Here is a 14,033-nt window from a genome sequence, read left to right as displayed (position 1 = left end):
TTTATCGAATCATCAGCCATGCTGAGGCCTTAGTTCGCCTAGTTTATGATTAGAGCTGAGTTGATCCAAGCACTTAAGCTTATAGTGTTAACTTGCTTGGAGGTTTTTAGCTTTAGACTAAGTTAAGTGTCACGAAAGGGTGTTGTTGTTGGTTTTCTAAAAGGGTGTCTTGTTTAGATAGTTTTTTGTTTAGTTAGGCGGAGGCGCTGCACTTGCCCATTTTTTGACCGTTATGTTTTCGAGGCAAAATTGGCTCTAAACGTGTCGTAAATATTCAATTCTTTGAATCCAAAAGTCGTCATAATCTCATCTATATTTTGGATTTAACGAACGATTGAAATAATAAAAATGATTAGAAAATACACATCAACAGACATAAACCCAGTTTTAGATATTTGGTTACAAGCTTCAGTGAAAGCTCACGACTTTGTAGCCGCAGAGTTCTGGGAATCGCAAGTTACGAGTATGCGCGATATCTATATACCAGCATCAAAGACTTACGTATTTGAAAACGAATCAAAAGTTATTGGCTTCTACTCCTTATACGAGAATTTGTTGGCAGCAAACTTTGTGTCTCCAGAACACCAAGGGGAAGGTATTGGTAAGCAGCTGATGGCTCATGCTAAAGAGCAATTTTCAGCGTTAACCTTAAATGTTTATAAAGACAATGAAGCAACCTATAGATTCTATCTATCACAGGGCTTCAAGATAGATAATGAGCACATTTGTGAGCATACTGGTTGTGCCGAGTACGCTATGAGTATGAACACATAACAAAGCGTTTAAAGTAGATTTCCAGCGCTTGGCGGCTTTAGTTCTAATTCTAGTGTTTATGACGCAATAGGTTAGGTTCAGTGGTGCCCTTGCTCAAAACTTAACGCGGCGTAACAGAATAAAAGTAATTACCCAGACCAAATATCAATAGTGTATTTAGGCTCAAAGTGTTTTTCTTAACTATTTGATAGATTTACATTTCAAAGTACATGGAGAATTGAAAATGGGAATGATTATAGGTTTGGTTATTCTGGCTGCTATAGATTGGTATCTTGTTCGTAAGACAGGGCTACATATTCCTCAATTGATTACTAAGTATCTGTCGGATAAAGAAAACAATAAATAGTTTTCGCTTAAGTCATAGGCATAACAAGGCATTAGCCTCTAGAGGAGTGCTTAGTGAGCATTGAGTTTTGGTTTGATTATGCTAGTACATACTCCTATCCTGCGGCAATGCGTATTGAGTCTTTGGCGGCCGATAACAATGTAAGTATTGTGTGGCGGCCTTTTCTGTTGGGTGCAGTCTTCAATAAGCAGGGTATGAATGATTCACCTTTTAATGTCTATCCCGCTAAAGGTGAATACATGTGGAAAGATATGGCGAGAATTTGTCGCGATTCCAATCTTCCGTTTAGTCGCCCCAAAACATTCCCGCAAAATGGATTGCTAGCAGCCCGCGTTACAACTAGATTTTCTGATGCACCTTGGGTCCCAAAATTCGTAAGGTTAGTTTACTCTGCTAATTTTGAGCATAACCAAGATATCTCATCTCCAAGCGTTATCGAACCTTGTCTTGGTGCTGTTGGAGCAGATGTATCCTTAGTGATGAGGGAAGCGGTGACTGAAGAGGCTAAGTTCATGCTGAGAGAACAAACCGAACAGGCGATTGAGCGTGGAATTTTTGGTGCGCCTTCTTTTTATGTCGGTAGCGAGCTTTTTTGGGGAAATGACCGCTTAGAAAGAGCGATTAAGTGGGCCGTTGAAGCCGATATCTAAGGATTAAGCTTTCCGTTACTTTGGGCGAAATTACAAGGTTAAAAATGAAATCTACACAACAGCGAGACGACAAAATAATAAAAGGGGTCAAATAATAGGGGTCAGAGTCAAATTAAAATGCCTGGAAACAATCCCTATCGCGCTTTGTTTGCCAATCAGATTAGGTGACTTTGTCTCCGTTTAAACATCAATGACTCGGTATTTTAATATCAAACAACAATTGTCCCATTTTCTGCTCATGACTAAGCAACTGGAAAGTTTAAAATTCGGCATAACAAAGACTGTGGTTATCGCAGTTTTGTTGTTGATTTCAAGTAACTCTGTGTTGGCCGACGAGTGCGTGGTTTTACTTCATGGAATGGCCCGCTCAGAGAGTTCTATGGGTAAACTTGCTAAAGCGCTAGAGGAAGAAGGGTATATTGTTTCTAACTATGATTATCCATCTACTCGCCTAGATATTGAAGCAATATCCGAGTTACACGTTACTAAAGCATTAGAAGCATGTGGTAGTGCTAAACCGGTAAATTTTGTTACTCATTCGCTTGGCGGCATTGTATTGCGCAGGTTTTTGAGTAAGAACAGATTAACTGAGCTTGGCCGCGTGGTGATGTTAGGGCCTCCAAATAAGGGCAGTGAGGTTGTTGATAGGCTTAAAAATGTACCAGGTTTTGAGTTGGTTAATGGCCCTGCTGGCATGCAACTCGGGACAGAAGATGACAGCTTGCCAAACTCTATTGGCCCGGTGACTTATCCCGTTGGCATTATCGCGGGCAGTTCTACCTTTAATCCCTTTCTCTCGTTAATGCTACCCAACCCTGATGATGGAAAGGTTTCCGTTGAGCGAACAAAAGTTGAGGGCATGACAGACCATGTTGTTATGCCGGTTACTCACACCTTTATGATGAAAAATGATGACGTAATAAAACAAGTGAAGCTGTTTTTAAAAACGGGTGAATTTGAACATTAACCCAAAAGGGCTTAGCTTACTAAAAGCGCTGAGTCGCGTTAATTATTTTGTAATCGCATAGGAAAATAGCATGAAAGCAAGCCACACAGGTTTTAACCCTGAATACCAAGAAGACGCCCCCAGCATTGAAGAGGTGGCTGAGCTTAGCGGCTACGCAATACTTGAATTCGGCGCAACGTGGTGTGGCCACTGTAAAGCGGCTGCACTTGCTGTTGAATCGGTGTTATCTAAGGCCGGTATACCACACATAAAAGTGTTTGACGGTAAGGGAAAGCGCTTAGGTCGATCGTTTAAGGTAAAGCTTTGGCCAACTTTAATTTTGCTTGAGTCTGGCAAAGAAGTGGCGCGTATAGTGAGGCCGGTAGAAACTGAAGAAGTAATCGCTTTATTGGCAAATATAAAGGCCTAAATTTTACCCGCTGGCCTTATCAGTACTGGATGCTTAATTCGCCAAATATGGCGGGAGAGCGGCATATAGTTAAGAAGCACTAAGCTTTACTGTTTAGCCAGTGAGGCTCAAACCTCATTTAGTGATTTTTAGGCGGCTCGCTGTAATCGCAATATCGTTCTATTTGTGGAGTTGTTACTGTTTTAACTTGATAAGCAGTAGACGTTTAACCTTAAGGATAAGTTATGTTTAGTCACGTGATGATTGGTGCCAATGATCTGACACGTTCGAAAGCGTTTTATGATGAAATTATGTTGGTACTCGGATACAACAAAGGCGTGATAGACCCCAAAGGGCGTTGTATGTATGCCACCGTGTCTGGAGTGTTGGGCCTCACTAAACCTATAGATGGTGAAGCCGCCAGTGTCGGCAACGGCATGACCGTTGGCTTTATTGCCAGTAGTCCAGAGATTATAAATGAGTGGCATCGCGTAGGGTTAGCACACGGCGGAACAGCGATTGAAGATCCGCCGGGGGTGAGAGGTAAAGTGCCGCGCCAGCTTTACTTGGCTTACTTACGTGACCCAGACGGCAACAAAATATGCGCAACGCATTTTATACCTGATGAATAATTTGCCGCTTTAAAACAACAAAACCAGCCATGCTAGCCACTGGTTTTGTTGTAATTACCTCTGCCTAACTTCCTTTAGTCGCTTGAGTTGTTAAGCGGTAGGTGATCAAGAAGGGCTAAGTGTTAGGGTTTTCCTTTCCCTTACTGTTGAACTTTAGTCTTTTCCCTTTAGCGGCAAGTACTGAAAATACCGTACACACCAACGCAAATAGGGCGATGGTAATAATTGGCCATTGCCAGTTGCCACTGCTTGTATGAATAAAACCAATTAGCGATGGGCCAGTAGCTGCTAGCGCGTAACCAATGCTTTGAGACATGCCCGACAAAGCAGCCGCTTGCTGAGTATTAGAGGTTTTATGGCCGATAAAACTTAGCGCAATAATAAAGGTAGAGCAGTTACTTAAACCAAATAACCCCACCCACATAATGGCCAAATTAGGCGCCACTATCGTGCCAAGTAAACTGAATACAACGCCAGAAGCACACAGGCCTATAAGCAAGGCATGGTTGCGTACTCTTGCCAGAATAGGCATGAGTGCTAAGCCAGGCACCATGGTAGAAAACTGCAAAAAACCGTAAATATAGCCAGCATCTAATTCGCTGTAGCCAACGTCGTTAAGGATTTTAGGCAGCCACCCGGCAAAAGCATAAAAGGTGAACGAGTTAATACCTAGCGCTAAGGTTACAAACCAAGCCACTGGCGAGCGTAAAAGAGAGGACAGCGGCGTGTGCTCTGTTGCGTCTTTTTCGCTTTGGTGTTGCTTGGATTTTGACTGAGCAGATAAGCTTGGTAACCAAAACATTAGTGCTGCAATTGGAAAAATGAGAGTAAAAGCCAGCGAAAACTGCCAACCAAATAACTGGGCAGGTGCTTGATGAGATAAGGGTACCATTAAGCTTGCAGCCAATGTAGAGCCTACACCCATAACAAAAATGTATAGCGATGAGACTTCGGAAATTCGCTCAGGGAAAAACTTTTTCACTACTGCGGGCAACAATACATTACCAAAGGCAATACCGGCACCCAGGATCACCGTGCCTAAATAAAGTGGTGATACATTGCCCAATGAACGAACCGCTATGCCAATTGCTATACAGATTAAAGATACTACCAGCGCTTTCTCTAAACCTATGCGATGGGAGAGCTTAGGCGCCATTGAGGAGAATACGGCTAAAGAGATTAAGGGTAGGGCTGTAATAAACCCAGCCTGTGAAGCCGTTAGCGATAAGCTTTCCATCACTTGCTCTAATACCGGCGCTAAGCTGGTAAACGGTGCGCGTAAATTAAGGGCAACTAAAAATACGCCCAACAGCGTAATTAATGTAGATGGTGTAAAACGTGGCATGACAGCATAGGCAAGATAAAGAATAGATTTTACATCAAATCGCTTAATTTGTAATACATATTTACTAAGCCTTTGTTTAATATTTGTTTTACTCTGTCATTAGAAGTGATTAGTTATATCAATATAGTTGTGAAGCGGATGTTGTAACATCAAGCTTCCCTGCAGGAAGCTTGATGTATTTACGGTTATTTAAAAGTAAATTGCTGATTATCTCCGTTGTAACAAGACCACTGTACTAGCGGTGTTCCATTCGTGGTGGCTTTACCTTCGGCATCGATACATTTATTACTTTTTCGAGCGATTAACTCAAACCTGCCATTGTCTTTCGGGTTTATCTTCCAATGTTGGTTTTGGTTGTTTGGCATACAGCTCCATTGTTGCACCTTCGCTCCATCGGCGGTTGACCCATTGTCTAAATCAACGCACTTATCGCTTCGTTGAGATTGAATGAGGTACCACCCATCGCTGACAGGAACAAACTTAAAACGTTGATTTAGGTTGGACGTATTACAATCCCATTGTTGATAACCGGTGCCGTTAGCGGTGTTGCCACCGGTTAAGTCGAAACAGCGTCCACTGTGGGCGAGTTCTAGATTGGTCCAATCGCTTGGAATGGCACTACCGTTTTGGTTTTCGTTAACCACCACCCGTTGGTTGAGTATGTCATGTGCCTCGCGCCAGGTTTGGCCTTCAGGTATTAACATGGCTCTAAACTCGTAGTCGCCACTGTTGATATCGCTAGGCACCTCAAAACCAAACCACGTGTTTTTATTGCTTGCTGAGTAAACCACTTTTTGTTGTTTTGCCACGGATGCCCAGGTGGTACGACTGACCAAGTGCAGTTCTAGGTTTTGTTGGGCGTTTGCCGAGTAATTAACACCGACAGATAGTTGCTGCCCAGCATTGATGGTTGCTGGAACGGTTATGCTGCCTAAGCTGTTATCAGCGGAGGCTTGTTGGCTGGTTTTTACCAGATAAACATCATAAGGCGCTAACTCAAAATCTTGAGATAACATATTGCCAGTCACTAAATCTTTTACTTTATTAGGAAGCTCTAAACGCAGTTTACGCTTGTCTTTACTCACGTTAATGATGGACAGGGTAGTGTCGCCGTTGTTGTCGGTTGCTTGGCGAACAAACACTCCATAAGTCGCTTGGTCTTGCATATCGGTTATTTGGAAATCTACCACTCGCTGCTTAGCTAAAGCGTTAACGTTGCTAGCGAGTTCGTCTGCCATGTCATATACGCCACTAAAGGTAATATCGGCATAAGAGGGCATTTGTGGTTGATTACGTTGCTTGCCGTTTTGGTTCTTAACAAAGGACGCTTGACGATCGATCAGTATTTTTTCAGCAGCGTTATCTTGCAGCGCTTTATATTCCCAATAACTTAAATAGGGTGTGGGCGGAATAATGATCACGTTGTTCGCGCCTACGTTGCTTAACTCTGACGCGGTAGTGAATCCTACATCTACATTCAACATTTTAAGTGCTTCGTACACCTTGGTTAGTTTGCCAATGTAGCTGCCGTCTTGAATGGCTGAATCTTCAGAATAGAAAATACGGAATGTTGTGTCGTAATCGACCAGTTGGTTGAAACTGTCGGTATGAGCGTTTAGCTCTTTCATGGTACGGCCGTAGGCATCCATCACGAGGGGTTGGGTGGTTGGCTCTGACACAAATATTGAGTTTACGCTGCTTGGATCACCGTCGTCTTTGCGGCCCCATACCCAAGCGGTATTCATTTTCATACCATGGGTGTGGGCTAACCAAAGGCTTGAGCGCACGTAGTTGGGTTCCATGTCAAAGTGTTGCCATTCGGCCGATAAACCGTGCCACTCAGAATCATAGAATGGTTTGTTAGGGGCTATGCTGCGATAAAAGTCTAAGCCTCGAGATTGCTCTACCCATTCAATGCTGTAGCGCTCTCTAAATTCAAATTCTTTGTTTTTAAAGTTCACTAAATCTCTTGGGCCCATACTAAAATCTGAGCCCATTACATCTTGCAGCTTGGCCAGTGCTTCAATGTCGATGCCATGGTCTCGCCATTCTGAACTCATGATCCAGCCCAGTATTTTAATGGTGACTTTGGCTTGAGGATCGTGCTGCTGAACGTTGCGTTTTAAGAAACTGAACCACTCGGTAACACGCGCCATGTTAAATTTGCACCAATCGTACCAAATGGGGCCACCTTGTAGGGATTTAGCAATTGGCAACACTAAGCCGTTTTTAGCTTGCGTAAAGTTGCTATATTGGGTGCCATAGCTTTGGTTTAAATCGCTAATGCTACTGTATTTTTGTTGTAGCCAATCTTGGTATTTTTGTTTGGTGGTGGCAGATACCCCGTTGTCGGCTAACCAGCCGCCCTCGCGGGTAGCAAAGTGTGGTTCGTTAGCTAATAAGTGAATTCTTGTGCCTTGACCAGCTTGATCTTTGGTGCCAGGAATATAGTGCTGCATGAGTTGTTGATACCAACTGCGAATGCTGCTGTTGTCTATATCGAAGGGCACAAAGTGTCGGCCAGTTTCAAAGGCTTCTGGCGCGGCATTTTTTTGCCAAGTGCTGGCGTTATAACCCAAGAAAAAGACTTTGGGATCCATGTACTTACTGTTTTGTTTTTGCAGTTCTTCTACTGCGCCGCTAACCGACCAACTGTGTAAGCCGCCGCTTTCTTTTAGTTCTGCTACTGGGTAGTAATCGCCACCAATTCGGCCAAAGGCATCAATGTAATTGTCTTCACTAGGTAGCCAATTAAAGCTACTAGGATAAACGGCTTGGTCATTAATAGTGAACTTGTCACCTTTGAGAACAACTGGCCCAGAGCTAAAGTCGTAAGGGGTTTGTAATACTAAGCTGCCGTTCATTTGGGCTTGCAGCTCTTCTACAGCACGCTCAGCTACAGTGATACTGTCTTTTAACTCTTCAAAGGGAATGTTTTGCGCATAGTTGCTAGGGATGAACTCGTTCCACCAAATAGCGTCTATTTTGGCTTGAATAACTTGCGGATTTTTCCGGTCAAATTCTGCGTATCTAAGAAATAGATCGATGACCACTTTGGATACATTGGCGTAGTCGGTGTTAAGGCCTTGCTGCTCGGCTTGATTGATGGTTTGAATTAGTAGACTGCGTGCGGTTTGTGCTTGCGACTTAAGCTGCTGATAGCTGTTGTCGTTGGTCGCATCGCCCCATTGCCAGGCATTGGCGGCAGGTACACTAAGGGTAAGCGCCAGTAAACTGCTTGTACTTAGTTTTACTAAGGCTGAGTGGCAAGTGGTAAAGCTAAACGTTTTCATTGGTTTAGTTATCCTTTTAGTCGCTCCTTAGCGCTAACTTGAAAACAGCGTCGTAGAACTAAGGTTGTTATTTATGTTTGTTAAAAAAAACGCCGCACAGGGATGCGGCGTTTTGCTTACGGTCTTGGTGCTAGGGCCAAGATTTTGCTAACTGTTTAGCGTTGCGGTGGAGCGGAGAAGTCCCACACAACAATGCTAGCTACGGTTAGCTCACCGTTATGTTTAAAATCAACATTTACGGTGTTGTTGGTAGAGAGGTACTCTACCGGTACAGGAATTTCTAAGGTGGCAAAGTAACGGTCGGCTGAGTATTTAGCTGGTCCACGCCAATCAATCGGCGTTGTTACTGTGTTTCCATTTACGTTTAGAGAGTTAATGGTTAGCAAACCACCTTCTAGGTCGTCTTGGTCTGGGAACAAGGCAACGGTAAGGCGTAACATTGCTTCGGCAGAACCGCTAGGCACGACAAGGTTATTCACCTTAACGGTTTTAGCACCACCATTTACGCTAATGCGATGTGGTACTGAACCACCACTAACACTTTCTCCAAAGTATTTGCGTTCAACCACTTTTTGGTTAACGGCTATGTCGCTGCTTAATGAGTAACGCAGTACCACTGTTCCATCACCAGCCAGCGTTAAACTAGAAGGAAGCTGCTGTTTATGGCGACGCTCTAGTTTAGTGTGCTCTACACCATCGAAGTACATTTGGCGCAATTCTACATTGCTTACGTTTAGTCCAGTTAAGCCCGCTACGTTTAGGTTTACACTGGTGTCGTAATCTTCAAGATTGTTGAGGATGACGAACAGCTCTGTGCCGTCTACGTAGGCATTGACTTGAACATCTGGATCGCTAGAGCGTGCATCAACACGTGTACCATCTACATCAGCCCATAACTCAAAGAACTTGATGTAAGAAGACCACTGCCAATCACCGTTGTTTAGTTCTGACTCCATGATCATCGAGTAGTGGTAAGGCGCGGTACAGTTAACGCTTGCATCGTAACCACAACCACCAGGCTTGTATCCCCACAGTGGTTTAGCTGGGGTAAACGGCATAGACTTTATTACGTAGTCTGGGCGTTGTAAGAATTGCATTAACATGCCGTTAAAGGCTTTAAGGTTGGCTATGTCGTAACGTTCTTCGTGTGGGAGTTCGTCCCAGGCACCATTTACTGCGCCGTATTCAGACATTACAATCGGTTTACGGTTTTCTAGTCCACCTAGGTTCACGTCGTACCATTCCATCATGTCTAACATGGCTTGTACGTGTCCACCACGGCGAACGGTAGGTGCGCGACCGCCGGCTGTTTCACTTGGCCAGTCGTAGATATGCACTGCGTAGAAGTCCATATCGGCACCTGCTTCTTCCATAAAGCCACGCCACATAACATCCCACTGGTACCAGTCTTGTTCACGGGTATCATCAACGGTAGTTTGCATCTTGCTGGTGAATAACTCACAGGCTTCTTCGTCTACCCATGCACATAGGTAGTCGTCGGCGTAGCGAGAGATACCGTCACGACGGTAGAAGTCATGCTGACCCCAAGTCATGCCGCCAATCATTGGTGCTTCGTCACCCAGTGCTTGCTTAATCTCTTGAGCAACCAGTTTGTGATAACGCCATAGATCTTCTTGGTTAGTTACCATGAACTGACCGGTTTTCATTAACATGTCAGGTTCGTTGATCACTTCCCAGAACTTAGGCATTGGTTCGCCTACGTTTCCATTTTGCGAGTTAGCGTAGTAATTCGCTAAGTAATGGCCCATCCATTTGGCTGAGGTTTCAATGGTTTTCGGCTGCCAACCAGTGGTAGTAATGCCATTGTCGTACCAGCTAAGGGTAGGGTAAGTAGGGTGTGGGTTAGTACCAGCAATTAGTTCGGTGCTACTTGATGAGAAGCGTTTATAAAACTCATTGTTTGCGTAATCGTTACGCAGTACTTCACCACGATTAACCATCCAATCTAAATCTGGCGTATTGGCCTCGTTTGGATTTTGGGCGGTTTCGTTAAAGCGCCATGTAGCAGTACCGTTGTCTCGACCTAAGGTTACACCAAGAGTATTTACGATGTAATTTAGGCGGTCACTGTGGCCGTTCCAATCATTCTCGTAAATGGCACTGTGCATGGTGATATGGCGATTACGGCCAAAGTCAGATATCCCATTTACTTCGTGCATGATGTTGGCGTTTACACTAACCGATACAGTGTGGCTATTGTTTAACTGAGAAGTTGAACAACCTTCGGCATTGGCGAACTCATCGGCAGATGTATTTGGACAAATATCTACACTGTTGGCAACACCATCTTCATCGGCGTCGCTTCCTGAAACAGGGCAACCTTGCGGATTAACATTTTGACCAAATGGGGTGTTAGGACACTGATCAATGGTATTCGGAATTCCATCAAAGTCGTCATCGTCTCCACCGGTGCTAATACAACCTATGTCGTCAACAAAAGAACCCGGAGGCGTGTTTGGACATTGATCGATGAGATCATTAATGCCGTCTTCGTCGCTGTCTTTTTGCGATGGCGTACAGCCATTTGCGTCTGCTGTTTCATCACTTGGACTGCTAGGACATAAGTCATCTACATCTGGCACACCATCGTTATCACCATCTGCTGCGAGGTCAATATTACTCACGCGACTAAAGCTGATACTGTCGATGTTAAACTGGAAATCGGCTGATCCTGCACCATAAACTCGAATAGTATTTACGCCACTAAAGACGTTAAATTTACCATTACCAGGTTGGGTGTAAAATGCATCCCAGTCTCCGCCAACGCTATTAACTGTTGTTACGTTTTTAACCGCCAACTGGCCATTGTGGTCGGTGACCATTAAACCTACGGCTGTGTCACTGAGCGTACCGGTAGCGACTCGGTAGCTGGCGTCGTATAAGCCGCCGGTTTCTAGCTCAATGTAAAACTCTAAGTAGTCGCCAGAGTTAAAGTAATTGACTGCTTTACCGTTATCCAAGTCGTAGATTTGAACTTCGCCGCCCACTGCTTGGTAGTTTTCGGCTTCTAGGGTAAAGCTACCACTTACTGGTACTGGGTCACTGCCGTTACCCGGTGGAATAACCACGGGAGGATCAACAGGGTCAGTTGGATCAGTAGGGTCAGTTGGATCAGTAGGGTCCGTCGGATCAGTAGGGTCCGTTGGATCAGTAGGGTCCGTTGGATCAGTAGGGTCGGTTGGATCGGTAGGGTCCGTTGGATCAGTAATATCAGCTTCTCGTAATAGAGCAAAGCTGCTTAGGTTCCACTGCCAATCATTACTGCCTGATGCATTTAGTCGTAATTGTACTGAACCACTAGGAATGGATAACAGGTAGCTAGGTTTTAGAGATTGGAAGTTATCCCAGCCACCAGCTGCTACTGAAGATTTACCTACTGATGTCCACCCGTTGCCAGTGTTTAGCAGTATTTCAATTTCTGCACCGCTATCAATTGCGGTAGCAATCAAGTACTCAATACTGTAATCACCTGACTCTGCAATGTTTAGGTTGTAATCAACATAGTCGCCTTTGTTGATGTAGTTAATCGCGCTTACACCATTGCTGGTGTAGGTGCTAACAGGTGAGGGTTGACCATCGGCAAAGGTGCCACCACTAGACGCAAAGCTACTCGCTTGGGTAATAATCGCCTCTGGGGGTAATACCACCGGAGGTTCTGGATCAACCGGTTGGTCAGCAACTTTTTGCAGGGTAAAGTAGTCTAAATTCCACTGCCAATCGTTAGTGCCAGAGGCTGATATTCTGATATCGACCTGGCCACTGGGCAGCTCTAGCGTGTGGTTAGAGTCTAGCGCTTGATAGTTGTCCCAACCTGACGCTGGTACTGTGGTTCTTCCTTGAGAAACCCAAGCACCGCCATCTTTTACTAGCACTTCAATTTCCGCACCGTCTGCTATACCAGTGCCAATAAAGTATTCAATGCTGTAAGACCCTGCTTCGGCAATGTCTACTTGATAATCTAAGTAGTCACCTTTGTTTACAAAGTTGATTGCGGTTGCGCCATTTACCGTATAAGTACTTACCGCAGCAATTTGGCCATCATCGAAGGTTCCGCCAATCATAACGAAATCTTCGGCCTCTACTCGTATTGCTTCGCCAGTCGCCGCTGAACATACACCTATGCTCAGAATTGAACTGACGGCAAAGTAGAGTGGAGCCATTTTCTTTGCCTTAATAGTCATAAAACTTCCTATGTTTATATCCTAGTTATCTATTCGCGTTTGCTACTTCTCTATTTTTTAAACGCATATGCTTTTTTTGGTACACCAATATTGGTTACCAAAATTGATTGTTTACTTGCTTAAGCACTAGGGGAGTTACTTACCAATTACGTTAGTCACCAGCAGCAACACTTAAGCCAAGGGCTTAAGTAATATGATTATTTCAAATAAATTATTTAACACTGGTATCCACTCCCTTGGTTAAGCGATTCTAGAATTACCAACCTCCTTATTGGCTTATTAGTGTCCCTAAATAACTACATAGGTTGACCAATAATCGTATCAATAAGAAATTAGTAACATTATTGGTAACCCAATATTTAGATCTTCATCACAATTGGTTGATCAATATTTATTTCGAGTGGGTGAATAATTAGCTGTTTTACAAAAATGTGCAGAAGCTCAAAGCGGAGTACGTGGTGGTGAAACGAGAGACTACTAAGTAAATCTAATATACCTTCTGGTCGGAGTTGTATGAGCTTTAACTTGTTGTTTTGTAATACCTTAATGGTTTAGTAACTATAGTTTCGGCCTTGTCACTGAATACTGGGTGGTGGAATAACGAGCAGCTATTGGTTGATTATTCGACTGCGCTAAAGCAGAGGATGCATTATTAAGTTAATGAATAATATGCGGTTTTTTGCATACTAAATGTTAAGGGATAGACAATGATTAGCAATAGAGAAGACACTGGCTAAGTTCCGAGTAACTGTGTTGTTGTTAATGTTTGACGATGAGCTATTCAAAACTGTCGACTTGGAGGGAAGGGGGCGGTTACTAAGGGTTATTGGTATTTCCAAATCTTCATATTAAAAATGAAGAACCTATTGGCTAATTGAGTTTATGATTTAGCAACGTCCTTGTTCAACTTCTACGTAGAAACAAATATTGAATGTGGTTAACCGGAGGAGGTGAAAACCGATAATAACATCATGTATTTTGTTGAAACGGCTTTACCCTTTACAAGCTTAGCTGTTAGTGCGAGTAAAACGGATTTTTTCAGCCCTTACCAAGGCGTCGTGAAAGCCCTTAGTGGTAAATGTAGCGTTGTTAAAACTCACCGTACTTAAGCGATTAAACGATCCATTCACTACTGCTTTGTCTTTATTGTTTGTTGGAATCAATGAACAATGTTCGTTGTTTTGTTTTAGGGTAAATTCAACGGTTTTACCTTGTACCTGATGGCGCTGCTGTGTACCGGCACATTTACCACGCAAGGTACTAGAGAAAATAACCCCGCCATCGTAAAAACTAAATTCGGCTACGTAACCTAAATCTTTACTTACGATCATGGCATTATTGTTGTCGCCAACCTGCCATTGTATAGCGTTGTTAAGCGTGTCGGCATTGGCGGTGAATCCAATTAAAGCGGCAAGTATAGCTAAGTAGGTTTTCAT

9 protein-coding genes are annotated in these 14,033 nt (G+C 43.7%); 5 read left to right on the top strand and 4 right to left on the bottom strand.

All coding sequences use genetic code 11. The annotated features are described in order from the left end of the window. The first annotated feature begins 348 nt into the window (after nucleotides 1–348). The 5 genes from ACLD71_RS17385 (at nucleotide 349) to ACLD71_RS17365 (ending at nucleotide 3,757) form a co-directional block, all read left to right on the top strand. Nucleotides 349–774, top strand: coding sequence for an N-acetyltransferase (locus ACLD71_RS17385; protein ID WP_411991487.1), 426 nt, complete (start codon nucleotides 349–351; stop codon nucleotides 772–774). Nucleotides 775–1,173: 399 nt separating this feature from the next. Beyond that, complete coding sequence (locus ACLD71_RS17380) at nucleotides 1,174–1,770, top strand: 2-hydroxychromene-2-carboxylate isomerase (protein ID WP_411991486.1); 597 nt, start codon at nucleotides 1,174–1,176, stop codon at nucleotides 1,768–1,770. A 379-nt stretch (nucleotides 1,771–2,149) separates the two neighbouring features. Then, the gene (locus tag ACLD71_RS17375) at nucleotides 2,150–2,737 is read left to right on the top strand and encodes an esterase/lipase family protein (protein WP_411991485.1); all 588 of its coding nucleotides are present in this window, start codon (nucleotides 2,150–2,152) and stop codon (nucleotides 2,735–2,737) included. Between the two features lie 70 nt (nucleotides 2,738–2,807). Continuing rightward, entirely contained in the window at nucleotides 2,808–3,146 is a 339-nt protein-coding gene (locus ACLD71_RS17370) for a thioredoxin family protein (RefSeq protein ID WP_411991484.1), read from the top strand. 224 nt (nucleotides 3,147–3,370) lie between these two features. Next, nucleotides 3,371–3,757: a VOC family protein gene (locus ACLD71_RS17365; RefSeq protein ID WP_411991483.1), complete on the top strand. Its 387-nt coding sequence runs from the start codon at nucleotides 3,371–3,373 to the stop codon at nucleotides 3,755–3,757. Nucleotides 3,758–3,872: 115 nt separating this feature from the next. Here the strand turns inward: ACLD71_RS17365 and ACLD71_RS17360 are convergent, their stop codons facing one another. The 4 genes from ACLD71_RS17360 to ACLD71_RS17345 all read right to left on the bottom strand — a co-directional run bounded on the left by ACLD71_RS17360 (nucleotide 3,873) and on the right by ACLD71_RS17345 (nucleotide 14,033). Continuing rightward, on the bottom strand, nucleotides 3,873–5,102 hold the full coding sequence (locus ACLD71_RS17360; RefSeq protein ID WP_411991482.1) for an MFS transporter: 1,230 nt from the start codon (nucleotides 5,100–5,102) through the stop codon (nucleotides 3,873–3,875). A 185-nt stretch (nucleotides 5,103–5,287) separates the two neighbouring features. After that, nucleotides 5,288–8,395 (bottom strand): RICIN domain-containing protein, encoded by a 3,108-nt coding sequence (locus ACLD71_RS17355; protein ID WP_411991481.1) that lies wholly within the window; start codon nucleotides 8,393–8,395, stop codon nucleotides 5,288–5,290. Between the two features lie 155 nt (nucleotides 8,396–8,550). Next, the gene (locus ACLD71_RS17350) at nucleotides 8,551–12,597 is read right to left on the bottom strand and encodes a carbohydrate-binding protein (protein WP_411991480.1); all 4,047 of its coding nucleotides are present in this window, start codon (nucleotides 12,595–12,597) and stop codon (nucleotides 8,551–8,553) included. A gap of 1,007 nt (nucleotides 12,598–13,604) precedes the next feature. Beyond that, nucleotides 13,605–14,033 (bottom strand): hypothetical protein, encoded by a 429-nt coding sequence (locus ACLD71_RS17345; RefSeq protein ID WP_303551172.1) that lies wholly within the window; start codon nucleotides 14,031–14,033, stop codon nucleotides 13,605–13,607.

The sequence above is a fragment of the Agarivorans sp. DSG3-1 genome (assembly GCF_046774965.1).
Classification (GTDB): domain Bacteria; phylum Pseudomonadota; class Gammaproteobacteria; order Enterobacterales; family Celerinatantimonadaceae; genus Agarivorans.
Note: the sequence above shows the minus strand (reverse complement) of the source record. Positions and strands in the feature narration are given on the sequence as shown.

What these genes read in the sequence shown, in the direction of transcription:
- ACLD71_RS17355 (WP_411991481.1), bottom strand. Translation starts at nt 8,395, where the DNA reads ATGAAAACGTTTAGCTTTACCACTTGCCACTCAGCCTTAGTAAAACTA.
- ACLD71_RS17375 (WP_411991485.1), top strand. Translation starts at nt 2,150, where the DNA reads ATGGGTAAACTTGCTAAAGCGCTAGAGGAAGAAGGGTATATTGTTTCT.
- ACLD71_RS17360 (WP_411991482.1), bottom strand. Translation starts at nt 5,102, where the DNA reads ATGCCACGTTTTACACCATCTACATTAATTACGCTGTTGGGCGTATTT.
- ACLD71_RS17385 (WP_411991487.1), top strand. Translation starts at nt 349, where the DNA reads ATGATTAGAAAATACACATCAACAGACATAAACCCAGTTTTAGATATT.
- ACLD71_RS17345 (WP_303551172.1), bottom strand. Translation starts at nt 14,033, where the DNA reads ATGAAAACCTACTTAGCTATACTTGCCGCTTTAATTGGATTCACCGCC.
- ACLD71_RS17370 (WP_411991484.1), top strand. Translation starts at nt 2,808, where the DNA reads ATGAAAGCAAGCCACACAGGTTTTAACCCTGAATACCAAGAAGACGCC.
- ACLD71_RS17350 (WP_411991480.1), bottom strand. Translation starts at nt 12,597, where the DNA reads ATGACTATTAAGGCAAAGAAAATGGCTCCACTCTACTTTGCCGTCAGT.
- ACLD71_RS17365 (WP_411991483.1), top strand. Translation starts at nt 3,371, where the DNA reads ATGTTTAGTCACGTGATGATTGGTGCCAATGATCTGACACGTTCGAAA.